At 71.7% G+C, this 22,672-nt stretch carries 22 protein-coding genes; 6 read left to right on the top strand and 16 right to left on the bottom strand.

All coding sequences use genetic code 11. The annotated features are described in order from the left end of the window. The first annotated feature begins 1 nt into the window (after position 1). Positions 2–370: a hypothetical protein gene (locus ABZW18_RS19860; protein ID WP_356189061.1), complete on the top strand. Its 369-nt coding sequence runs from the start codon at positions 2–4 to the stop codon at positions 368–370. Continuing rightward, positions 363–818, top strand: coding sequence for a hypothetical protein (locus ABZW18_RS19855; protein ID WP_356189060.1), 456 nt, complete (start codon positions 363–365; stop codon positions 816–818). Before ABZW18_RS19860 ends, ABZW18_RS19855 begins: the two co-directional genes overlap by 8 nt. A 30-nt stretch (positions 819–848) precedes the next feature. On the opposite strand, the gene ABZW18_RS19850 is transcribed toward ABZW18_RS19855, so the two are convergent. The 3 genes from ABZW18_RS19850 to ABZW18_RS19840 all read right to left on the bottom strand — a co-directional run bounded on the left by ABZW18_RS19850 (position 849) and on the right by ABZW18_RS19840 (position 3,491). Then, positions 849–1,352: a GNAT family N-acetyltransferase gene (locus ABZW18_RS19850; protein ID WP_356189058.1), complete on the bottom strand. Its 504-nt coding sequence runs from the start codon at positions 1,350–1,352 to the stop codon at positions 849–851. 117 nt (positions 1,353–1,469) lie between these two features. Next, positions 1,470–2,051, bottom strand: coding sequence for a sigma-70 family RNA polymerase sigma factor (locus tag ABZW18_RS19845; protein ID WP_356189057.1), 582 nt, complete (start codon positions 2,049–2,051; stop codon positions 1,470–1,472). Between the two features lie 294 nt (positions 2,052–2,345). Beyond that, a complete protein-coding gene (locus ABZW18_RS19840) occupies positions 2,346–3,491 on the bottom strand; it encodes a glycerophosphodiester phosphodiesterase (RefSeq protein WP_356189055.1) in 1,146 nt (381 codons plus the stop codon). A 270-nt stretch (positions 3,492–3,761) separates the two neighbouring features. On the opposite strand from ABZW18_RS19840, the gene ABZW18_RS19835 reads away from it, so the two are divergent. Continuing rightward, the gene (locus ABZW18_RS19835) at positions 3,762–4,430 is read left to right on the top strand and encodes a lysophospholipid acyltransferase family protein (protein ID WP_356189053.1); all 669 of its coding nucleotides are present in this window, start codon (positions 3,762–3,764) and stop codon (positions 4,428–4,430) included. Positions 4,431–4,592: 162 nt separating this feature from the next. Here ABZW18_RS19835 and ABZW18_RS19830 read toward each other — a convergent pair whose 3' ends face one another. The 6 genes from ABZW18_RS19830 to ABZW18_RS19805 all read right to left on the bottom strand — a co-directional run bounded on the left by ABZW18_RS19830 (position 4,593) and on the right by ABZW18_RS19805 (position 11,782). Next, complete coding sequence (locus tag ABZW18_RS19830) at positions 4,593–6,167, bottom strand: MFS transporter (RefSeq protein WP_356189051.1); 1,575 nt, start codon at positions 6,165–6,167, stop codon at positions 4,593–4,595. Further along, positions 6,164–6,715, bottom strand: a complete 552-nt coding sequence (locus ABZW18_RS19825; protein WP_356189049.1) for a helix-turn-helix domain-containing protein — start codon at positions 6,713–6,715, stop codon at positions 6,164–6,166. The genes ABZW18_RS19830 and ABZW18_RS19825 overlap by 4 nt, the downstream gene beginning before the upstream one ends. Before the next feature lie 148 nt (positions 6,716–6,863). Continuing rightward, positions 6,864–7,688 (bottom strand): alpha/beta hydrolase, encoded by an 825-nt coding sequence (locus ABZW18_RS19820; RefSeq protein WP_356189048.1) that lies wholly within the window; start codon positions 7,686–7,688, stop codon positions 6,864–6,866. Between the two features lie 96 nt (positions 7,689–7,784). Continuing rightward, positions 7,785–8,756 (bottom strand): aldo/keto reductase, encoded by a 972-nt coding sequence (locus ABZW18_RS19815; protein WP_356189046.1) that lies wholly within the window; start codon positions 8,754–8,756, stop codon positions 7,785–7,787. 222 nt (positions 8,757–8,978) lie between these two features. Then, the gene (gene argH, locus ABZW18_RS19810; protein ID WP_356189044.1) at positions 8,979–10,436 is read right to left on the bottom strand and encodes an argininosuccinate lyase; all 1,458 of its coding nucleotides are present in this window, start codon (positions 10,434–10,436) and stop codon (positions 8,979–8,981) included. A gap of 152 nt (positions 10,437–10,588) precedes the next feature. Further along, positions 10,589–11,782, bottom strand: coding sequence for an argininosuccinate synthase (locus ABZW18_RS19805; RefSeq protein ID WP_356189042.1), 1,194 nt, complete (start codon positions 11,780–11,782; stop codon positions 10,589–10,591). Between the two features lie 235 nt (positions 11,783–12,017). On the opposite strand from ABZW18_RS19805, the gene ABZW18_RS19800 reads away from it, so the two are divergent. Genes ABZW18_RS19800 through ABZW18_RS19790 form a run of 3 tightly spaced genes read left to right on the top strand, consistent with a single transcriptional unit; the run spans position 12,018 to position 14,694 of the window. After that, positions 12,018–13,346: a ferredoxin reductase family protein gene (locus ABZW18_RS19800; RefSeq protein ID WP_356189094.1), complete on the top strand. Its 1,329-nt coding sequence runs from the start codon at positions 12,018–12,020 to the stop codon at positions 13,344–13,346. A 12-nt stretch (positions 13,347–13,358) separates the two neighbouring features. Further along, positions 13,359–13,928, top strand: coding sequence for an FMN-binding protein (locus tag ABZW18_RS19795; RefSeq protein WP_356189040.1), 570 nt, complete (start codon positions 13,359–13,361; stop codon positions 13,926–13,928). Positions 13,929–13,959: 31 nt separating this feature from the next. Beyond that, positions 13,960–14,694, top strand: coding sequence for an FAD:protein FMN transferase (locus tag ABZW18_RS19790; RefSeq protein WP_356189093.1), 735 nt, complete (start codon positions 13,960–13,962; stop codon positions 14,692–14,694). Between the two features lie 110 nt (positions 14,695–14,804). Here the strand turns inward: ABZW18_RS19790 and ABZW18_RS19785 are convergent, their stop codons facing one another. The 7 genes from ABZW18_RS19785 to ABZW18_RS19755 form a co-directional block, all read right to left on the bottom strand. Next, positions 14,805–15,371 carry an arginine repressor gene (locus ABZW18_RS19785; RefSeq protein WP_356189038.1) on the bottom strand — a complete coding sequence of 189 codons (567 nt, stop codon included), beginning with the start codon at positions 15,369–15,371 and terminating at the stop codon, positions 14,805–14,807. Between the two features lie 5 nt (positions 15,372–15,376). After that, complete coding sequence (locus ABZW18_RS19780; RefSeq protein ID WP_356189036.1) at positions 15,377–16,570, bottom strand: acetylornithine transaminase; 1,194 nt, start codon at positions 16,568–16,570, stop codon at positions 15,377–15,379. Beyond that, the gene (gene argB, locus ABZW18_RS19775) at positions 16,567–17,475 is read right to left on the bottom strand and encodes an acetylglutamate kinase (protein ID WP_356189035.1); all 909 of its coding nucleotides are present in this window, start codon (positions 17,473–17,475) and stop codon (positions 16,567–16,569) included. Before argB ends, ABZW18_RS19780 begins: the two co-directional genes overlap by 4 nt. Next, positions 17,472–18,662 (bottom strand): bifunctional glutamate N-acetyltransferase/amino-acid acetyltransferase ArgJ, encoded by a 1,191-nt coding sequence (gene argJ / locus ABZW18_RS19770; RefSeq protein ID WP_356189033.1) that lies wholly within the window; start codon positions 18,660–18,662, stop codon positions 17,472–17,474. Before argJ ends, argB begins: the two co-directional genes overlap by 4 nt. A gap of 97 nt (positions 18,663–18,759) precedes the next feature. Beyond that, complete coding sequence (argC, locus tag ABZW18_RS19765; protein ID WP_356189031.1) at positions 18,760–19,788, bottom strand: N-acetyl-gamma-glutamyl-phosphate reductase; 1,029 nt, start codon at positions 19,786–19,788, stop codon at positions 18,760–18,762. A 433-nt stretch (positions 19,789–20,221) separates the two neighbouring features. Then, positions 20,222–21,160: a sigma-70 family RNA polymerase sigma factor gene (locus ABZW18_RS19760; RefSeq protein WP_356189029.1), complete on the bottom strand. Its 939-nt coding sequence runs from the start codon at positions 21,158–21,160 to the stop codon at positions 20,222–20,224. A gap of 10 nt (positions 21,161–21,170) precedes the next feature. Next, a complete protein-coding gene (locus tag ABZW18_RS19755; protein WP_356189027.1) occupies positions 21,171–22,361 on the bottom strand; it encodes an FAD-dependent oxidoreductase in 1,191 nt (396 codons plus the stop codon). Between the last annotated feature and the right edge of the window lie 311 nt (positions 22,362–22,672).

Here is a 22,672-nt window from a genome sequence, read left to right as displayed (position 1 = left end):
GGTGATCGACGCGCTGACGATCGTGGTCGGTACGGCGGCGCTGGCGCTCGCCGCGTGGTGCTCCCTCGCCGCCTACCGGGACCAGCCGACCAAGGACTGGCACTTCATCGGCATGGCCGTCGTATCGGTGCTCGTGCTGACGCAGCTGGTCGTCGGTGTCGTACGGCTGGCCCGCGGCGAGAAGCCGGACGACGGTACCGGCATCTTCGTCGCGTATCTGCTGGGCGCGGCGGCAGCCGTGCCGGCGGCGGGTTTCCTGTCGCTGTCGGAGCGGACCCGGTGGGGATCGGTGACGGTCGCGGCCGGAGCGGTGGTGCTGGCCGTGCTCGAGGTGCGGCTGTTCGACATCTGGGGAGGTACCGGTGCCTGAGTCCACCGCGTCCGGCACTACGCCTGCCGGCGGGGCCGGGACGCCGGAAGGCCCCGCGGGCCGGCAGCTCGGCGAGGGCCCGGGACGGCTGCTGGTGCTGCTGTACGGGGTCTTCACCGTCGGTGCGGCATCCCGCTCGATCGCCCAGATGATCATGAAGTTCGACGAGGCGCCACTCGCCTACGTGCTGTCGGCGGCAGCCGCGCTGGTCTACGCGTTCATCCTGGTCTCGTTGGTGCGCGGCGGCGAGACCGCCCGCCGGCTGGCGATGGGCGCCTGCGCCGCCGAGCTGGTCGGCGTACTGGGTGTCGGCACCTGGACGCTCGTCGAGCCGTCCGCTTTCCCGGACGCCACCGTCTGGTCCGACTACGGCATGGGCTATCTGTTCCTGCCGCTGGTGCTGCCGGTGACCGGGCTGTTCTGGCTGCGGCGGGCCCGCCGGACGTGACCGCCCGACGGGCCGCTCGCTGACCGGGTGTCAGGCGCTGGCCACAAAAACCTGCGCTGTCGCGTCCTTCTCCAGAGTGATCAGGCTCAGCTTGCGCGAGACCTGCTCCGTGCCGATGGCCGCGTAGCCGTACTTCCGGTAGAGCCGCAGATTGCCCTCGCTGCGGTGGCCGGTGAACAGCCGGTAGCGCTTGGCCGCCAACTCCTCCGCCAGCCGCGCCTCGATGGCGCCGAGCAGCCGTCCGCCGAGCCCGTGCCGCTGCATTCTGGGGTGCACGATCAGCTTCGCGAGGCTGGCTGTGCCGTGGTCGTCGACGGTGCCGCGCACCGAGCCGACGACCTCGTCGCCGAGCCGGGCCACGAGCACGCGGCCCTGGCTCAGTTCGGCGCGGAGGTCGTCGAGGCTCTGGGTGAGCGGTTCGAGGCTGTAGTCGCCGTAGATCTCCGCTTCACGCTGGTAGCAGAGGTACTGCAGCTTGAGAATCTGCTCGGCGTCATGCTCGGTCGCCGCAGAGATGGTCACGCTCATGCCCATGTGCGCATGCCTCCCCTAGTCGGTCCGCCCGGGCGCGATGAGGGTGGTGGGTGCGCCCGGACCGTGGGCCCTGACCGGAGCGCCGTGGGTACACGCCGCCTCGGTGGCGCCGGTCGGCTAACGCTCCTTTCCCCCCTTTCCCCGGAGTTCAGGAGCCGCAACCTCCGCCAGAAGCATTCTGCGCAAACATCCAAGGCAACGGGAACGTACCGGCCCCAAACTTCCTTGTGAGATTCCCAACTCACCTGCGACTTCGCGGTACGTGGGGTCCCTCGGCGAGAGCATCGCGCGCAGCAGCCCCGGGCAGCGTCCGGGGAGGCGGGCGACGGCGGTCCGCAGGGCACGGCCCGCCTCGTCGGCGAGCACCCGGTCCTCGACCGCTGCCGTGGGATCGCCGATCCGGTCGGCGGCCGGTGCCTCCCACTCCGCGGCCGGCCCGGCGGCTGCCCCGACCGCTGCCGGGGAGTACGGCACCTCCCTGCGCGCCCGGCGGCGCGCACCGCGTACCTCGGTGCGTACGGCGGCGCGCAGCCAGTCGGCGGGCGCGTCCGGCGGGCCGGCGTCCCTGGTGTGCTCCAGCAACCGCAGCCAGACCCCCTGTTCGAGGTCCGCGGGCTCCACGCCGGTGCCGAGCGCCTCGGCTTCCGCCTCGGCGGTGAGGAGCGGGCGGAACGAGGTGAGAAGGTCGGTCGGTGTCATACCGGCCGTGACACCGTCTCCGGGCCCACCGGTTTCGCCGCGGCCCGCAACTCACCCGTCCGTGTGGGTGCGGCCCCCGCCCCCGGGCGTCCGGAAGCCCAGCCGCCCGGCCGCCCAGCCGTACGAGCAGGACACGCTGCCGCGCCTCAACCACGCGCGCGTGCCGACGGGCGGGGCACCGCCCGGAGCCGCCGCAGACGAGCACACGCCGGGCGACGCTCGCGGACCGCAGTTCACCGGGCCCGGACGCGCGTAGCGTCCGGGCCCGGTGAACTCATGTCCGCTGCGCGGCCCTCAGTCCTTGAGGAAGTCCGCCCGCGCCAGCAGCGCCGTGTCGGCGTTGTCCGAGAAGATGCCGTCGATGCCCGTCTCGAAGTACGTCTTGAAGGCGCCGAACGCGTCGCCGTAGGCGTTGGGGTCCGTGCCGCGCCGGAAGTCGGCCGGCAGGAAGCTGTTCTCGTTGCGCATCGTGTACGGGTGCAGGATCAGCCCCGCCGCGTGCGCGTCCCGTACGAGCGTCGTCGGCGTACCGAGCTTGCCGCTCGCATCCCGCGGGATGATCAGGTCCAGCCACGGCCCGATGCCCTGCGCGAAGCCCGCGATCCATTTGAGGCCCTCGGGCTTGACGAGGTCCGCGACGGTGCGCGGGTCGCCCGCCTCGACGAAGTCCCAGGGGCGGGTGTTGGCGGCGTCGAGCAGCACCACACGCGGCGAGGACACCAGCTTGCCGAGCCGCTGGATGCTGCTGGGCTCGAACGACTGCAGGAAGACGGGCGAGTTCTTGCGGTGCCGGCCGTACGTGCGGAGCAGCCTGGCCAGGGGCTCCTCGAGACCGAGGCCGAGCTTGCGGAAGTAGCTGGGGTGCTTGGTCTCGACGTGCAGCCACACCGGGCGGCCGCGGCGGCGTCCCTGCTGCTCGGCCCAGCGCAGCACTTCCTCGAACGTCGGTACGTCCCAGCGGCCGTCATAGAGGGTGTTCTCCTGCCGGGTGGCCGGAATGCGCTCCTTGGCGCGGAGTGTCTTCAGCTCGGCGAGCGTGAAGTCCTCGGTGAACCAGCCGGTGAGAGCCTTGCCGTCGACGGTCTTGGTGGTCTTGCGACCCGCGAACTCCGGGTGGGCGGAGACATCGGTGGTGCCCGTGATGTCGTTCTCGTGACGGCAGACGAGGTGGCCGTCCTTGGTGGGCACCAGGTCCTGCTCGATGACGTCCGCGCCCATGTCGAGGGCGAGCTGGTACGAGCCGAAGGTGTGCTCGGGGCGGTAGCCGCTGGCGCCGCGGTGCGCGATCACGGTCGGTACGGGAAGCCCGCTTCGGTGCGGGGTTCCCGTGCGCTCAGCGGCTCCCGCCGTGCCCGCCCCGCCGATCACGACCGCTCCCGCACCGAGGGCCGCGACCCCCAGGAGGGCACGCCGCCCCGGCTGCTCGTGCTGCTGCTCCATGAACACTCCTCGCTGTGAATGTGTGATGTCACGCACCTGCCAAAGGGTTGATCGTAAGCGGCCCCGACTTGCACAAGGGAGACATGGGACGGAACGCAGTGGAAACACGAGTCAACACTGGGTATCGGACGCACGAACCCGATGTGCCAACCAGGGCGACCCGGATGTGCCAACCAGGGCGACCCGCGAGTATCGTCCCACCTGCGTACTCATGCGGTGGACCGGGTCCCCGCAGTACGCCTCAGCCGACCATCACGACCGGAGGGCCCGTTGTCCCGCATTCTGCTCAAGGCGTTTCTCGGATTGCTCATGCGCGTCCTGTTCCGCCCGAAGGTCGAGGGCGTGGAGAACATCGCCGGGACCGGTCCGGTGATTCTCGCCGGTAACCACGTCACCTTTATCGACTCCATGTTCCTGGCTCTGGTGGTGAAGCGGCAGGTCTTGTTCATCGCCAAGGACGAGTACGTCACGGGCAAGGGTCTGAAGGGCCGGCTGATGGCCTGGTTCTTCACCACTTCCGGCATGATCCCGGTCGACCGGGACGGCGGGCACGGCGGTGTCGCGGCGCTGATGACCGGCCGCCGCGTACTGGAGGAGGGCAAGGTCTTCGGCATCTACCCGGAGGGCACCCGCTCCCCCGACGGCCGCCTCTACCGCGGCCGTACGGGCGTGTCGCGGCTGGCACTGATGACGGGCGCGCCGGTGGTCCCGTTCGCGATGATCGGCACCGACAAGGTGCAGCCGGGCGGCAAGGGTCTCCCGCGGATCAGCCCGGTGACCGTCCGGTTCGGCGCACCGCTGGACTTCTCCCGCTACGAGGGCATGGACCGCGACCGCTATGTGCTGCGGGCGGTGACCGACGAGGTGATGAGCGAGGTCATGCGACTGTCGGGCCAGGAGTACGTGGACATGTACGCCACCAAGGCCAAGGCCGCCTGAGGCGCGCAGGGCAGAACGTATACATGGGCTGTACGGGACCGGGTGGTCCCGCACAGCCCATGCCGGCGTCCGGGGGTCGATGGCGCCGAAGCCGGAGACGCCGTTGGACGTCGCGCACCACCGGGGCCCGGGGGCACCGTCGGAGACGCGGCGCGCGACCGGTCAGCGGCCGTCCCCGGCGCCGCGCTCGGCGACGCCGCCCTCGAGCCGCTGGCCGCGCAGCAGGTACCAGGCCGCGACCGCGGCCGCGAGGAGCACCGCCGCGCCCACGCCCGAGGCGATCCTCAGTCCGTCCACGAACGCCTCCCGCGCGGAGGAGAGCAGTGCGGCGCTCACACCGTCGGGCAGTCCGGCCGTCGACTCAAAGGCTCCGCCCAGCGACTCGTGCGCCGCTGCCGCCGCGGCGTCCGGTACACCGGCCGGGGTGGTGAAGTCGCGGTAGACGCCGGTGACCAGGGAGCCGAGGAGCGCGATGCCGAGCGCCGCGCCGAGTTCGTACGCCGTCTCGGAGACCGCCGCCGCTGCGCCCGCCTGTTCCTTGGGGACGCTGGAGAGGATCACATCCGCGGTGACGGTGAAGGAGAAGCCCGCGCCGACACCGACGACGAGCAGCACCGCACCGAGCACCGGGTAGCCGGTCCCGGCCTCCAGCAGGGTGAGCGCGGCGAGGGCGAGGCCCACCGCGGCGAGCCCGCCCGCCACGACCGTACGCACCGAGGAGCGCCGGGCGACGACGCCGGCGACCAGACCTGCCGACACCGCGCCGACCGCTGCGGGCAGTTCGGCGAGCCCGGCCTCCAACGGCTCCCGCATCTGCACGAGTTGCAGGAACTGCGAGAGGAAGAAGACCAGCCCGGACAGCCCCAGGATGGTGAGCAGGTCCGCCAGCACGGCTCCGGAGAAGCCGCGGTGGTGGAACAGCCGCATGTCCAACAGGGGTGCGCGGAGGGTGAGTTGGCGCCGGACGAAGACCACGAGCGCCAGTACTCCGACGACGCCCGCGAGGGCGGTCTCTCCGCGCATGCCGTGCGCGGCAAGCTCCTTGACGCAGTACACCACGCCGACCATGCCGACGAGCGACAGGCCCACGCTGGGCAGGTCCCACGGGCCGGGCGCGGGGTTCCTGGACTCCGGCAGCAGCTTGATGCCCACGAGGACGAGAACCGCCATCACGGGGAGATTGATCAGGAAGACCGAGCCCCACCAGAAGTGCTCCAGCAGGAATCCGCCGACGACCGGTCCCACCGCGGCGCCCGCCGAGGCCATGGCGCCCCAGATGCCGACCGCGAGGCTGCGCTCCTTGGGGTCGGGGAAGAGGTTGCGGATGAGAGCGAGGGTGGACGGCATCAGGGTCGCGCCGGCGACACCCATCAGGGCCCGCGCGGCGATCATCATCTCGGGGCTGGTGGCGTACGCGGCCAGCACCGACAGCGCGCCGAACGCGACCGCACCGCTCAGCAGCAGCTTTTTGCGGCCGACGCGGTCACCGAGGCTGCCCATGGACACCAGGAGTCCGGCGATGACGAAGGAGTAGACGTCGCCGATCCACAGCAGCTGGCTGCCGGAGGGCCTCAGGTCCTCGCTGAGGAACGGCGTGGCCAGGCCGAGGACGGTCGCGTCCACCGCCACCAGCAGTACGGCCAGCACCAGGACGGCGAGCGCGAGCCACCGCCCCGGCGCCCCCTTGTGTATCGCCCCGGCGGCGCCCGCCGGACGCTCCACGGTCTCGCTGCTCACTTCTCCACACTCCGAATCATTCCGCCGAGCAACAGCTCGGCGACCATGTAACCGGCGTCGTTGGCCGCCACCCTGCCCTCCTGGACGGTCCAGGCCGAGGCCGCGATCAGGGAGTAGAGGGCCTCGGTCAGCCAAGCGGGCGTCAGATCGATCCGGAACAGACCCTGTTCCTGCCCGCGCCGGAACAGCGCCCCCACCCGCTCGTCGATCCGCTCCCAGCCCTCGTCCATGGCCCCGGACTCGTACAGCTGGTTCTCGCCGTAGAGGAAGGCCAGGAAGCCGGATACGGGAATGGCCTCGGCAACGAGCCGGCGCACCGCCTCGACAGGGTCGCCCTCCTCGATCCGGGCCGCCGCCAGCCGCTCCTCCACCTGCTGGACGCCGATCACCCCGAGCGCCTGTACGAGCGCATCCCGCCCGGCGAAGTGCCGGTGGAGGGTGGCCCGGCTGATGCCGGCGGCCCTGGCGATCTCGTCCATGGAGGCCGTGGCCTTACGGGTGAGCAGGGCAGCGGCTTCCCGCAGCACGTGTTCGCGATCGACTGACATGAGACGAGCATAGCCCGAATGAGACATCCATGTCTCATTCGATACGCTGACGCATCCCTCACATGACTCAGTGCGGTCGCGCCGTCGCGCCGCGCACCTGCCGGGGCGGCTCCCCGGCGGGCCCGGCCTCGGGGAGTCCAGCGCGGGCTCAGCCGAGGAAGTCGAGCAGGGCGGCGGTCAGTTCGGCCGGAGCGTCCTCCTGGACGAGGTGACCCGCGCCCGGGATGAGATGCAGCCGGGCTCCGGGGACCAGCGCGGCCAGTTCACGGCCGCGGGCCGGTGGGATCCAGGTGTCGTCCGCTCCCCAGCAGATGAGCACCGGCAGGCCGATCGTCCCGTAGATGCCCTCGATCTCATCGGTGTAGCGCTGGTCGGCCTGGGCGATCTGGCGGTAGAACGCGGGCTGCCCGGCGTCGCCGAGCCAGGGCTCGACGAGCCGCTCGAGGGTCCTGGGGTGCAGGCCGGGGCTGCTGGCGGAGCTCACGTACTCGCGCACCAGGGCCCGGTGCAGCGCCGGTGGCAGCTGCTCGAACACCGGCGCGTGCCTGCCGACCAGCCGGAAGAACGGCGAGCCCCACGGCGCCAGGGCCACCGGGTCGACCAGTGCGAGCCTCCGGTAACGCGCGCCGTGCAGCAGATGGGCGCGCAGGGCCACGGCACCGCCGAAGTCATGGGCCACCACCACCGGTTCGTCCAGTCCCCAATGGGCCAGGAGCCCGGTGAAGACCCCGCCCTGCGCCGCGAGGGAGACGTCCTGGCCCTCGGCCATGTCCGAGGCCCCGTAGCCGGGCATGTCCCAGAAGAAGACCTGGTGGCGGTGGGCGAGCGAGCGGGCGATTCCACGCCAGACGTACGAGGAGAACGGGGTGCCGTGCAGCAGCACCACGGGCGGCAGCCCCGCCTCACCGAGGGATCCCCAGCGGACCTCACCGGAAGTGCTCCGGTACGTCTCGTTCAGCGGCCAGTCACTCAACGGGCTCCCGCCCTCCCTCTGTTGTCGTGGGTTGCCGGCTCGCGATGGGGTTCCGGTCCGCGCACAGCGGGGCCTGGCCGGCCGATGAAGCGACGCTCAGGCCCAGGACAGGCGCGAGCGGTGCTGCCAGTACGCGGCGGGGTCCTCGGGGAGTTCCGCGAGGCGGGCCGACTGCGCTTCGTCGAGACGAACCGTCGCGGCTTCGAGGTTGGAGACGAGCTGATCGGCCGTGGCCGCACCGGAGAGGACCGTGCCGGCCCACGGCTGGTGCAGGACCGCCGCGAGCGCGAGGGTGTCACGGCCGGTGCCCACCTCCTCGGCGACGCGTTCCACCGCGGCCGGGGCGTCCGGAGCCGCCAGACGGCCGTTGGCCATCGCTTCCTTGACGATGATCCACAAGCCCGCTTCGTGTGCCTCGGCGAGGGCCGGGCCGGCCGAGGGCTCCAGCAGGTTGTACGTGCACTGGACGGTGCGGAAGAGCGGCTGTCCGTCCACGGTGACCTCGAGGGCGGCGCGGATCGCGTCGGCCTGGGCGGGGCCGCTGGTGGACAGGCCGACGGTGACGCCCTCGGCGGCCAGGCGCGCCAGGCGGTCGTGGAGTACGCGGTCGGTAAGGGCCGGGCTGTCCGGGGTGACGGAGTGGATCTGGTACAGGTCGAGCCTCGGCCCCAGGAGCCCGCGGGTCTCCGCGTACTGGCGGTCGAATGCCGCGACGCTGTGGTCCTTGATCTCGTGCACGTCGGCGTCGGTGCGCCAGTCGGCGGTGTAGGTGTAGCCCCACTTGCTGCCGACCACGACGTCCGTCGCGTCCGGACGGCGCCGCAGCCAGTCGGCGAGAAACTCCTCCGACCGCCCGTACGAACGCGCGGCGTCCACGTAGCGGACGCCGCGCGCGTATGCGGTGTCGAGCAGTTCCTGTGCGCGTTCACGCAGCGCGTCGACGGTGCGCTCGACCGGAAGGTCCCGGTCGCGGCCGAGATTGATGTACCCGGGCCGGCCGACGGCGGCGAGGCCCAGTCCGATACGGGCGGTCGGCGTGGCCGCTTCGGCGAGGCGGGTGAACGCCATGGTGGGCCCCCGTGCTGGTGGTTCGGCGGACAGATGTCGCCACCGTACCCGTGGGGTCGGACACCACACCGCCGACCGCGCGTCCGCGCCTTCCGGCTCGGCGCCCCGGAGGTACGTGGCGGCGCGTGGGCGGGACGCCGCCGCCCGGTGCTCCCGAGTGCGGAGGCGGCCGGTGGCGTGCGGAGTTGTACGGAGAGGGAGGGAGACGAGGCGCGGTGCGGGTCAGCGCTTGGCCGAGGCCCACTCCCGCTGCCGGGCCAGGTCGGCCTTCACCTCGGCGAGCTGGACCGCCACCGCCGACGGCGCGGTACCGCCGCGGCCGCTGCGGGAGGCGAGGGCGCCCGGCACGTCGAGCACCGTACGGACCTCCGGCGTGAGATGCGGCGAGATCTTGGCGAACTGATCGTCCGTCAGCTGGTCGAGCTCGATGCCGTGCGCCTCGCACTCCTTGACGCACTCGCCCGCGACCTCGTGCGCGACCCGGAACGGCACGCCCTGCTTGACCAGCCACTCAGCGATGTCGGTGGCGAGCGAGAAGCCCGCCGGTGCCAGCTCCTCCATGCGCTCACGGTTGACCGTGAGGGTCGCCATCATGCCGGTGAAGGCGGGCAGCAGGACCTCGAGGGTGTCGCAGGAGTCGAAGACGGGTTCCTTGTCCTCCTGCAGATCGCGGTTGTAGGCGAGGGGCAGCGCCTTGAGGGTGGCCAGCAGGCCGGTCAGATTGCCGATCAGGCGGCCGGACTTGCCGCGCGCCAGCTCCGCGATGTCCGGGTTCTTCTTCTGCGGCATGATCGACGAGCCGGTGGAGAAGGCGTCGTGGAGCGTCACGAAGGAGAACTCCTTCGTGTTCCAGATGATGATCTCCTCGGCGATCCGCGACAGGTCGACACCGATCATCGCGGTGATGAAGGCGAACTCGGCGACGAAGTCACGCGAGGCTGTGCCGTCGATGGAGTTACCCGATGAGCCGCCCTCGAAGCCCAGGTCGGCGGCGACCGCCTCCGGGTCGAGCCCGAGCGAGGAGCCCGCGAGCGCGCCCGAGCCGTACGGGGACACCGCCGTCCGCTGGTCCCACTGCCGCAGCCGCTCCGCGTCGCGGCTGAGCGCCTGGGCGTGCGCCAGGACGTGGTGGGCGAACAGGACGGGCTGGGCGTGCTGGAGATGGGTGCGGCCCGGCATGGCGACGTCGGGGTGGGCTTCGGCGAGGCCGGTCAGCGCCCCCTGGAGGTCGGCGATCAGGCCGCCGATGATCCGGGCGTGGTCGCGCAGGTACATCCGGAAGAGGGTCGCGACCTGGTCGTTGCGCGACCGGCCCGCCCGGAGCTTGCCGCCGAGGTCGGGGCCGAGCCGTTCCAGGAGGCCGCGCTCCAGAGCGGTGTGGACGTCCTCGTCGGCGATGGTCCCGGTGAAGGATCCGTCGAGGACATCGGCTTCGAGCCGGTCCAGGCCCGCCAGCATCCGCTCGAGCTCGTCGGCGGTCAGCAGCCCGGCCCGGTGGAGCACGCGCGCGTGGGCACGGGAGCCGGCGATGTCGTACGGCGCGAGGCGCCAGTCGAAGTGGACCGACGCCGACAGCTTGGCCAGCGCCTCCGCCGGTCCGTCGGCGAACCGGCCGCCCCAGAGCCGGACGTCACCGGCCGTCCTGTGCGTCGACTCGGCCGACTCAGCGCCGTTGCTCACCTGATGCTCCTCGTGCATGGGCTCGGATCGTGCGGCCGCCTCCCCACCGAGGGCGGGGAGGCGGCGGTGGTACCGGACGTTACCGTCATGCCGGCCGGGCCGCCGTGAGGCCGGTCAGGGGCCCGTCGGGCGTCGCGTCCGCCGGGCTGCCGTCAGGCGAGGTCCCGCTTGGCGGCGATCTTCGACGACATGCCGAAGATCTCGATGAAGCCCTTGGACAGCGACTGGTCGAAGGTGTCACCGCTGTCGTACGTGGCGAGGTTGAAGTCGTACAGCGACTCCTCGGAGCGCCGGCCCGTGACGACCGCCCGGCCGCCGTGCAGCGTCATCCGGATGTCGCCCGACACATGCTCGTTGGCCTCGGCGATGAAGCCGTCCAGCGCCCGCTTGAGCGGGGAGAACCACAGGCCGTCGTAGACGAGCTCGCTCCACCGCTGCTCGACCTGCCGCTTGTAGCGGGCCAGTTCGCGCTCGACGGTGACGTTCTCCAGCTCCTGGTGCGCGGTGATCAGCGCGATCGCACCCGGAGCCTCGTAGATCTCGCGGGACTTGATGCCCACGAGCCGGTCCTCGACCATGTCGAGCCGGCCGATGCCCTGTGCGCCGGCCCGCTCGTTGAGCTGCTGGATCGCCTGGAGCACGGTGACGGTCTTGCCGTCGATGGCGACCGGGACGCCCTGCTTGAAGGTGATGACGACCTCGTCCGCGTCGCGCGGGGTGGCCGGGTTCTCGGTGTACTCGTACACGTCCTCGATCGGCGCGTTCCAGATGTCCTCCAGGAAGCCGGTCTCCACGGCCCGCCCGAAGACGTTCTGGTCGATGGAGTACGGGGACTTCTTGGTGGTCGCGATCGGGAGGTTCTTGTCCTCGCAGAAGGCGATGGCCTTGTCCCGGGTCATCGCGTAGTCCCGGACCGGGGCGATGCACGTCAGGTCGGGGGCGAGGGAGGAGATACCGGCCTCGAAACGCACCTGGTCGTTGCCCTTGCCGGTGCAGCCGTGGGCGACGGTGGTGGCGCCGTGCTTCCGCGCGGCGGCGACGAGGTGCTTGACGATGGTCGGCCGGGAGAGGGCCGAGACCAGCGGGTAGCGGTCCATGTAGAGGGCGTTGGCCTTGATCGCCGGGAGGCAGTACTCGTCGGCGAACTCGTCCTTGGCGTCGGCGACCTCGGCCTCGACAGCACCGCAGGCGAGCGCGCGCTTGCGGATGACGTCCAGGTCCTCGCCGCCCTGGCCGACGTCCACGGCAACGGCGATGACCTCGGCGCCCGTCTCCTCGGCGATCCAGCCGATGGCGACGGAGGTGTCCAGGCCTCCCGAGTAGGCGAGTACGACGCGCTCGGTCACTGGTTTCTCCTTACGGTGCATACGCTGATGGGTATAAGTATGCACTCCACCGTATGTTTCGTCAACGCGCTTCCGTGAGTCGTCCCGACCCGGATGAGCATCCGGGGCCTCCCGTGCGTACCAGTGTGCGAGCCCGGCGTTTCGCATTCCGTGCCGGGGCGCTCCGGGGAGGGCGGGACCGTTGGCCACGATCTACGAGGGCGGCAGGGCCGCCAGACGCCGCGCCGAGCAGCGGATGCGGCCGCGCCGCTCCCCCGCCACGCCACTTCTCGTACTCCTGTGGGCCGGTGCCGCCGCCGTGGTCGGGCTGTGGTGGCAGACCACCACAGCCGTCGTGGCCACCGCCGACTGGCTCACCGGGGCGGGGCGGATCACCGGCCTGCTGGCCGGCTACGCCACGGCCGTGGTGGTCGCCCTGATGGCCCGGGTGCCCGCGCTGGAGCGGCGGATCGGCTCCGACCGGGTGGCCCGCTGGCATGCGATGGCGGGCCGCTACACGGTGTTCCTTCTCCTCGCCCATCTGCTGCTGATCCTGTGGGGGTACGCCGAGCAGGCGGGCACCGGGGTGGTGGAGCAGGCCGTCACCGTGGTGCTCGACTACCCCGACATGATCGAGGCCTCGGTGGGGACCGCCCTGCTGCTGGTCATCGCCGCCGTCTCGGCGGGCGCCGTGCGCCGCCGGATGCGGTACGAGACCTGGTACTACCTCCACCTCCTCACCTACGCGGCGGTCTATCTCGCCTTCTGGCACCAGCTCTCGACCGGCTCCGAGTTCGCCGCCGTCCCGGCCGCCCGCACCGCCTGGTACGCGCTGTACGGCACGGTGACCGCGCTGGTGCTGTGGTACCGGGTCCTGGTCCCGGTCCGCCTCAACCTCACGCACCGGCTGCGCGTGGAGTCCACCGTCCAGGAGTCGCCGGACATCGTCTCGGTGAACATCCGCGGACGGCGGCTGGACCGGCTGGGCGCGGAGGCCGGGCAGTTCTTCCGCTGGCGGTTCCTGGCGCCGAAGCTGCGCTGGACCGCGAATCCGTACTCGCTGTCGGCGCCGCCGAGCTCCGGGCTGCTGCGCATCACCGTCAAGGCGGCCGGCGACCACAGCGCGGCGCTGGCCGGGCTCCGGCCCGGCACCAGGGTGTGGGCGGAGGGACCGTACGGGGCCCTCACCGCCGCTCGCCGGCAGCGCGGCCGCAGCGCCAAGGTGCTGCTGCTCGCCGGGGGGGCCGGCATCACGCCGCTGCGCGCCCTCTTCGAGGCGATCCCCGCGCGGCCCGGCGATCTGACCCTGCTCTACCGGGCGCGCAGCCAGGAGGAACTGGCCCTGTGGAAGGAGCTGAAGGAGATCGCCCAAGCGCGCGGCGCGCGGCTGCTGTACGCGGTGAACGGACCGGACGGCGCCCGCCCGGAGATCAGCGCGGAGACCCTGAGCCGGGCGCTGCCCGACATCGAACGTCACGACGTGTACCTGTGCGGGCCCCCGGGCCTGGCGGAGGAGTCCTACGCGGCCCTGCGCGAGGCCGGAGTCCCGGCCCGCCGTATCCACCACGAGTCCTTCGAATTGTGAGCCCGTGAATCCATGAAACAGCATCCGATACGCCGCATCCTGCTGACCACCGCGGCCACCGTGTCCGGCGTCGTCCTGCTGCTGGCTCTCAAGTCGCCGGGGCTGCCGGGCACTTCGACAGAGGCCGGAGCACCCGTGGCGGGGGTGACGGCCCCGGCCACGGGAGCACCGGGCTCGGTTCCCTCCCGGTCCGCCGGATCCGACCCGGCAGCACCGGATCCCCAGCTTCCGGAACAGCCGCAGGACCCCGGGCAACAGGGAGAGCAGGAGCAACGGCCTGAGCCGTCCCAAGGGGGCGGCGCCGCTCCGCGCACGGTCACCGGGAGCGCCGTGGAGACCGACTACGGCGTGGTGCAGGTCAAGATCACCATGTCCGGAGACCGGCTGACCGCGGCTACGGCGGTGCGGTCCCCCTCGTCCACCCCACGGTCCAAGGAGATCACCTCCTCCGCGGTCCCCCGCCTCGACCAGGCGGCGGTGGCGGCGCAGAGCGCGGAGATCGACGCGGTCTCCGGCGCCTCGTACACCAGCCAGGGCTATGTCGCGTCCCTGCAGAGCGCGCTGGACAAGGCCGGTGTCTGAGCTCCGGCGGCTGCGCCGGATCGAGCACGCGATGGGCACCGTGTTCTCGTTCGACATCCGCGGTGAGGCCGCCGCACAGGCGGGCGCCGCGGTCGAGGCGGCCGCGCGCTGGCTGCACCGGGCGGACGCGCTGTTCTCCACGTACAAGCCGGACAGCGAGCTGAGCAGGCTGGCCCGCGGCGAGCTGACCGCGGCCGAGTGCGATCCGCTCGTCGTGGAGGTGCTCGAGCTGTGCGAGGCCGCGGAGGTACGCAGCCACGGCTGGTTCAGCACCGGGTACGCGGGCGGGCTCGATCCCACCGGGCTGGTCAAGGGGTGGGCGGTGGAACGAGCCTCACGGCTGCTCGCCGCGGCCGGCGTCAGCGACACCTGCATCAACGGCGGCGGGGACATCCAGCTGAGCGGCCAGCGCGAGCCCGGCCTGCCCTGGCGGATAGGGATCAGCGATCCGCTGCACCCGGGCCGGTTCGTGGCCGTGGTGGAGGGGGCCGGGGAACTCGCCGTGGCCACGTCGGGCCCGGCGGAGCGCGGCTGCCATGTGGTGGACCCGCACACCGGCGCTCCTCCCCGGGACGGGCTCGCCTCGATCACCGTGCTGGCCCGCGGACTGACCGCGGCGGACGCCTGGGCCACCGCGGCGTTCGCCCAGGGCTCGGCCTCCCGCGGCTGGCTGGAGGAACTGCCGGGTGTGGAGGCCTTCGCCGTCACCGCCTTCGGCGACACCTGGAGCACGGCGGGCTTCGGGCAGTTCGCGCGGGTGGGGTGAGGAAACACCGGCGCAGTGGCCCTGGATGGGTGAGGGTGAGCCTTCGTGCGTCCAGGGCCCGTGAGTCAGTGGGGTGACACGTCGGTCGACCCGCGCCCGGCAGCGTCCGTTCAGCGCACTTTCTGAGCCAGCCGCAGCAGGTGTTCCGCGAGAGCCCGGCCACCGTCCGGGGCCCGGCTGATGAGCAGCAGAGTGTCGTCGCCGGCAATGGTGCCGAGGATGTCGTGCAGCTCCGCCTGGTCGATCGCCGAGGCCAGGAACTGGGCCGCGCCCGGCGGGGTGCGCAGGACGACGAGGTTGGCCGAGGCCTCGGCGGAGATGAGGAGTTCGCCGGAGAGCCGCCGCATCCGCTCCTCCTTCGCGGACTCGCCGAGCGGGGCCTGCGGGGTGCGGAAACCGCCCTCGGACGGCACCGCGTAGATCAGCTCCCCGCCGGTGTTACGGATCTTCACCGCGCCCAGCTCGTCCAGGTCCCGGGAGAGCGTCGCCTGGGTGACCGAGAGGCCGTCGTCGGCGAGCAGCTTCGCCAGTTGGCTCTGTGAGCGCACGGGCTGCCGGGACAGGATGTCGACAATCCTGCGGTGGCGGGCGGTGCGGGTCTGCGGCACGGACGGCCCGCCGTGCTCGGGCCCGCCGTGCTCCTGGCCGGCGCGCTCGGTTTCTCTCGCCTCGGTCATCGGTGTCATTCTCCGGATCGTCGGTCCCCGTCTGCGGCATCGAGGACGTCCGGCAGCGCCCGGAGGAACGCGTCCACCTCGTCGTCACCGACGATCAGCGGCGGGGCGAGCCGCACCACGCCGGGCGCGACCGCGTTCACCAGGAAACCGGCTTCCTGAGCCGCCCGCTGCACGTCAGGCGCAGCGGACTGGGTCAGCACGATACCGAGCAGCAGGCCCGCGCCGCGGACTTCGCCGACGAGTGGGTGGCCGAGCGCTTCGATTCCGGAGCGCAGCCGCTCGCCGGTGCGCTTGACCCGGTCCAGGATCCCGTCGGCCTGGAGGGTGTCGAGGACGGCCAGCGCGGCGGCGCAGGCGACCGGGTTTCCGCCGAAGGTGGAGCCGTGCTGACCGGGGGTCAGCAGGTCGGCGGCCTCCCCGTAGGCGACCGTGGCGCCGATCGGCAGGCCGCCGCCGAGGCCCTTGGCGAGCGTGACGACATCGGGTTCGACGCCCTGCGCCTGGTGGTCGAACCAGTGGCCCGTACGGCCGATGCCGGTCTGGATCTCGTCCAGGACGAGCAGCGTGCCGGTGGCCCGGGTGATCTCACGGGCGGCGGCCAGGTATCCCCTGGGCGGCACGATCACACCGTTCTCGCCCTGGATGGGCTCGATGATCACGAGCGCGGTGTCGGTGGTGACGGCCTCGCGCAGCGCGTCGGCGTCTCCGTACGGCACATGCGTGACCTCGCCGGGGAGCGGCAGGAAGGGGTCCTGCTTCCCTGGCTGGCCGGTGAGCGCGAGCGCGCCCATGGTGCGGCCGTGGAAGCCGCCGAGGGTGGCGACCATGCGGGTACGGCCCGTCCGCCGTCCGATCTTGAAGGCGGCTTCGACCGCCTCCGCGCCGGAGTTGGAGAAGTAGACGCGCCCCGGTCGGCCGGAGAGTTGGAGCAGCCGCTCGGCCAGGGCGACCGGGGGTTCGGCGGCGAAGAGGTTGGAGACGTGCCCGAGGGTGGCGATCTGGTCGGAGACCGCCTGGACGACGGCGGGGTGGGCGTGGCCGAGGGCGTTGACGGCGATACCACCGACGAAGTCGGTGTACTCCTTGCCGTCGGCGTCCCAGACCCTGGCGCCCTCGCCGCGGACCAGCGGCAGCCGCGGGGTGCCGTAGTTGTCCATCAGGGCGCCCTGCCAGCGCTGTGTCAGCTCCCGGTTGGTCACGCTTCCCCCTCGTCGCGGGCGCCGTCGGGCACGACCATCGTGCCGACGCCTTCGTCGGTGAAAATCTCCAGCAGGATCGAGTGCTGCACCCGACCGTCGATCACGCGCGCGGTGTTCACGCCGTTGCGTACGGCGTGCAGGCAGCCCTCCATCTTCGGGACCATGCCGCTGGCCAGCTCGGGAAGGAGCTTCTCCAGCTCCCTCGCGGTGAGCCGGCTGATCACGTCGTCGCTGTTGGGCCAGTCCTCGTACAGGCCCTCGACGTCGGTGAGGACCATCAGCGTCTCGGCGTTCAGCGCGGCAGCGAGCGCGGCGGCGGCGGTGTCGGCGTTGACGTTGTAGACATGGTGGTCCTCCGCGCTGCGGGCGATGGAGGACACGACCGGGATGCGGCCGTCGTCGAGCAGCGCCTGGATGGCGCCGGTGTCGATCTCGGCGATGTCGCCGACCCGGCCGATGTCCACGCTCTCGCCGTCGATCTGGGCGTAGCGCTTGGTCGCGGTCATGGTGTGCGCGTCCTCGCCGGTCATCCCGACGGCCAGTGGGCCGTGCTGGTTGAGCAGTCCGACGAGCTCGCGCTGCACCTGGCCGGCGAGCACCATCCGGACGACGTCCATCGCCTCGGGGGTGGTGACGCGCAGCCCGGCCTTGAACTCCGAGACCAGGCCCAGCTTGTCGAGGTGGGCGCTGATCTGCGGGCCGCCGCCGTGCACGACGACCGGCTTGAGCCCGGCGTGCCGCAGGAAGACCACGTCCTGGGCGAAGGCGGCCTTCAACTCCTCGTCGACCATGGCGTTGCCGCCGAATTTGATGACGACGGTCTTGCCGTGGTGGCGGGTCAGCCAGGGCAGTGCCTCGATGAGGGTCTGCGCCTTGGGCAGGGCGGTGTGCTTGCGTGCGGTCATGAGGAGTACGCGCTGTTCTCGTGGACGTAGTCCGCGGTGAGGTCGTTCGCCCAGATGACCGCGGACTCGCCGCCCTCGGCCAGGTCGGCGGTGATACGGACCTCGCGGTAGCGCATGTCGACCAGATCGCGGTCCTCGCCGACGGACCCGTTCTTGCAGACCCATACGCCGTTGATGGCGACGCCCAGCCGGTCCGGGTCGAAGGCGGCGGAGGTGGTGCCGATCGCGGACAGCACCCGGCCCCAGTTGGGGTCCTCGCCGTGGATGGCGCACTTGAGGAGGTTGTTGCGGGCGATGGAGCGGCCGACCTCGACGGCGTCGTCCTCGCTCGCGGCGCCCACCACCTCGATACGGATGTCCTTGGAAGCGCCCTCGGCGTCGCCGATCAGCTGACGGGCCAGGTCGTCGCAGACGGTGCGGACCGCCTCGGCGAACTCGTCGTGGTCCGGGACCACTCCGGATGCTCCGGAGGCGAGCAGCAGCACGGTGTCGTTGGTGGACATGCAGCCGTCGGAGTCGATCCGGTCGAAGGTCGTACGGGTCGCGTCGCGCAGCGCCTTGTCGAGGTCGGCGGAGTCGAGGTCGGCGTCGGTGGTGAGGACGACGAGCATGGTGGCCAGACCGGGGGCGAGCATGCCCGCCCCCTTGGCCATGCCGCCGACGGTCCAGCCTCCGCCGGCCCCGGCCCCGGCTTCCCCGGAGGGCTTCCCGCCGTCGGCGACGGCCGTCTTGTGCACCGAATCGGTGGTCTTGATGGCGATGGCGGCCTTTTCGCCACCGTGCGCGGAGAGTTCGGCCGCGGCCTTCTCGACTCCGGGCAGCAGTTTGTCCATCGGGAGTCGGATGCCGATCAGGCCGGTGGAGGCGACGGCGATCTCGGCCGCGCTGTGTCCCTCGAGGACTTCTGCCACCTTCTCGGCGGTGGCGTGGGTGTCCTGGAAACCGAGGGGGCCCGTACAGGCGTTGGCGCCACCGGAGTTGAGGATCACGGCGGACACCTGACCGCCCCGCAGGACCTGCTCGGACCAGATGACGGGGGCGGCCTTGACCCGGTTGGAGGTGAAGACGCCCGCGGCGGCCCGGCGCGGCCCGTTGTTGACGACGAGCGCCAGGTCCGGGTTGCCGTTGGCTTTGATTCCGGCGGGGATGCCCGCCGCTGTGAATCCCTTTGCTGCCGTGACACTCACTGCGGCTCCAACTCCTTGTTGTTCGCTTCTCCGCCCCCGCGGCACAGAGGTACGGGCACCGTGCTCGCCTGCGGCCCGGCGGCCGCGCGTGCGTCACTCACGGAGCGACCCCGATCGTGGAGAGTCCCAGCTCCTCGGGGAGCCCGAGGGCGATGTTCATGCTCTGCACCGCTCCGCCCGCGGTGCCCTTGGTGAGGTTGTCGATGGCGCTGATCACGACGATGCGGCCCGCCGCCTCGTCGTACGCGATCTGCACCTGCGCGGCGTTGGAACCGTAGACAGCGGCGGTGGACGGCCACTGGCCCTCGGGCAGCAGATGCGTGAACGGTTCGGCCGCCAGCGCCTTCTCGTACGCCTCGCGGACCTGCCGCGCCGAGGTGCCGGGCCTGGCCTTCACCGTGCAGGTGGCGAGGATTCCGCGGGGCATGGGCGCGAGGGTGGGGGTGAAGGAGACGGTGACCGGCTCGCCCGCGACCGCCGAGAGGTTCTGGATCATCTCGGGGGTGTGGCGGTGGCCGCCGCCGACGCCGTAGGGGCTCATGGAGCCCATGACCTCGCTGCCCAGCAGGTGCGGCTTGGGCGCCTTGCCCGCGCCGGAGCTGCCGGAGGCCGCGACGATCACTGCCTCCGGCTCGGCGAGCCCGGCCGCGTACGCCGGGAAGAGCGCGAGCGAGACGGCGGTCGGATAGCAGCCGGGAACCGCGATGCGCTGGGAGCCCTGCAGCGCGGTACGTGCGCCGGGCAGCTCGGGGAGGCCGTACGGCCAGCTGCCCGCGTGCGGGGACCCGTAGAACTTCTCCCAGTCCTCCGCGTCACTGAGCCGGAAGTCGGCGCCCATGTCGACGACCAGCACATCGCCGCCGAGCTGCTCGGCGACCGCGGCGGACTGCCCGTGCGGCAGCGCGAGGAAGACCACGTCATGATCCGCGAGAGCTTCCGTGGTGGTCGGCTGCAGGACCCGGTCGGCGAGCGGCAACAGGTGCGGCTGGAGCGCGCCGAGCTTCTGACCTGCGTTGGTGTTGCCGGTCAGGGCACCGATGTCGACCCCGGGGTGCCCGAGCAGCAGACGCAGCAGTTCCCCGCCCGCGTATCCGCTCGCTCCGGCCACTGCCGCTCGCACTGCCATCGAAACCTCCTCATCGATGGCATGACTATACGGAATGTGACAGCTTTATGCAATGGAGTCCCGGGCGGCCCGAGCGGGGCAGGTGTGACTGAGCAGCCGATCTGGCCCTTTAGCGCTTGAGTTGGCCCGTCTGAGCGTCGGAGTCGGCCCGCAGGGTAGCCGCACCGTCGCTGCGCTGTGCGGTCTTCGTACGAATCCGTTCCGCCTTTCACCGGGCCGACGATCAGGACACCCTCGATCTGATCCGGGTCTTCATGAGCATGCACGTCACCCTCGTCCTCGTCGGCGAGTTGGCCATCGGGGATCCGAACTGCATGGCCGAGTCTGATTCGGGAGACCGACGTGCTTCGGCCCCCGTGCTGCTGTGCAGCGCGGGGGCCGAAGGGATGCCGTCCTCGCTCCGACTCAGGTCACTGGATTCCGGTGGCTCTGGTCACCATGCGTTGATGACCGGCGCGTCGGGTTCGTGCTGCCGCCAGGCCTCGTTGAGGCGCGCGAGCCGGTCCGCGGCGGCGATGCCGCGCAGGGACGCGACCTTGCCGTCGCTGACTTCGAACGCCACGGCGCCCACGACCCGGTCGTCGACCACGGCGAGGACGGCCGGGGAGCCGTTGACCAGCGCGATATGGATCGCGGGCGAGCCGCCGGCCAGCCGCCGCTTCGCCGGCGTGGGCTTGAAGCCGGCCCGCACGTAGGAGGCGACCCGCTCGCGCGTCTTGTACCGCAACAGCCGCTTGCCCAGTCCGGCGCCGTCCGAGACCGCCGTCACGTCGTCGGTGAGCAGCGCCACCAGCCGTTCGGTGCGCCCCGACGTGGCGGCGGCGAGGAACTCCTCGACGACCCGGCGCGCGGACGCGGGGTCGGCCACGCCGCCGCGGCGGCGCTCGGCGGCGACCCGGATCCGGGCCCGGTGGATGTGCTGCTGGCTCGCGGACTCGGTGATGTCGAGGATCCCGGCGATCTCGGCGTGGCTGTACGAGAAGGCCTCACGCAGGACGTAGACGGCCCGCTCGACCGGCGAGAGGCGCTCCAAGAGGGTCAGTACGGCCAAGGACACCGATTCGCGCTGCTCGAAGGTGTCGGCCGGGCCGAGCATCGGGTCGCCCTCGAGGAGCGGCTCGGGCAACCAGGCACCGGCCGCTCGCTCGTGGCGCGCCTGCGCCGAGCGGAGCCGGTCGAGGCAGAGATTGGTGACGACCTTGGTCAGCCACGCTTCCGGCACCTCGACCCGTTCGCGGTCTGTGGCCTGCCAGCGCAGGAACGTGTCCTGCACGGCGTCCTCGGCATCGGCGGCCGAGCCGAGCAGACGGTACGCGAGCGAGGCCAGCCGGCCCCGGCTGGCCTCGAACCGATCGATGGCTGCGCTGTCCATGCGGGACAGCCTATGCGGCGGCCCTTACACCGGCCCGGTCAGGCGCGGTGGCCAGGCGGCGCTTGCGCTTCGGCATGCCGAAGGTCGGGTGGGCGATGCCCCACCCGGCCCCCTTGAGCACGCCCGACTTGAGCCGCGCGGCGGCCCGGCCGCCCAGGTACCAGGACTTCGACCGGACGTCCCCGTCCACCATCTGGAAGATCGCGTCCCGCCGCCCGAGGCTGATGTGGTTGCCGTGGTACTTCAGCCCGGTGGTCGGGACCTCGCTGCCCGTCAGGCGCGCGATGATCGCGGCGGTCGCCTGCATGTTGGTGAAGCCGGCCGAGGCGCAGGACATCGGAAGCGGCCGGCCGTTCTCGCCGATCGCGTAGGCGCAGTCACCGGCGGCGTAGACGTCCGGGTGCGAGACCGAGCGCATGGTGCGGTCGACGACGATCTGGCCGGTCTCGGCGACCTCCAGGCCGCTGGCGGCCGCGATGGGGTGCACGGCGAACCCGGCCGACCACACGGTCACGTCGGCCGGGATGGCCGTACCGTCGACGGCGATCGCCCGTGTCGGCTCGACGGCTTCGATGCCGGTGTGCTCGTGGACGGTGATGCCGAGCCGGTCGAAGGCATGGCGCAGGTGACGGCGGGCCTTCGGGGAGAGCCAGGCGCCCAGCTCGCCGCGGGCGGCGAGCGCGACCGAGAGGTCGGGCCGGGACTCGGCGAACTCGGTGGCGGTCTCGATGCCGGTCAGCCCCTCACCGACGACCAGCACGGTGCCGCCCTCGCCCAGGCCGGCCAGGCGCTCGCGCAGACGCAGCGCCGAGGACCGGCCGGTCACATCGAGGGCGTACTCGGCCACGCCGGGGACGCCACGGTGGGCTACGGAGCTGCCGAGCGCGTAGAGAAGCGTGTCGTACGCGAGCTCGCCATCGCCGTCCTCGCCGGTCACGGCGACGGTACTGCGCTCGGGGTCGACGCCGGTGACGCGCGCCAGGCGCAGCCGCACCCCGGTGCCCGCGAATACGTCGGCGAGCTTGCGGAACGCGAGGTCCTGGCCGATCGCGAGCTGGTGGAGCCGCATCCGCTCAACGAAGTCGGGCACGGCGTTGACGACGGTGATCTCGGTGTCGGCGGGGGAGAGCCGGCGGGCCAGGTTTCCGGCGGCGAAGGCCCCGGCATATCCGGCGCCGAGTACGACGATGCGGTGCTTCATGGCGTTGCTCCTGTCTCGTTCGCGTGCCCTTCGAACGAGACGGCGCCCCGATTGCTGACAGGAGCCGGGTGTGATGCGGGTCACCGAACTAAGACGAGCGGCTGAGCCTCCGACAGGCGCTTGGGCCTGTCTTGGGCAGTCGAACCGGGGCGATGGCCAACTACGGATCGAGATGGCCAACTATCGGTCGGCGTCACACGGGGCCAACTCCGACGCTCAGACGGGCCAACTCAAGGGCTAAAGGGCCAGATCGGCTGCTCAGTCACAGCAGGACATGAGACTGCCTGGAGGCATGGTGCCATCGGTCCGCA

It is taken from the genome of Streptomyces sp. NPDC004647 (assembly GCF_040609575.1).
In the GTDB taxonomy this organism is placed as follows: domain Bacteria; phylum Actinomycetota; class Actinomycetes; order Streptomycetales; family Streptomycetaceae; genus Streptomyces.
This window is presented reverse-complemented; position numbering and strand designations above follow the sequence as displayed.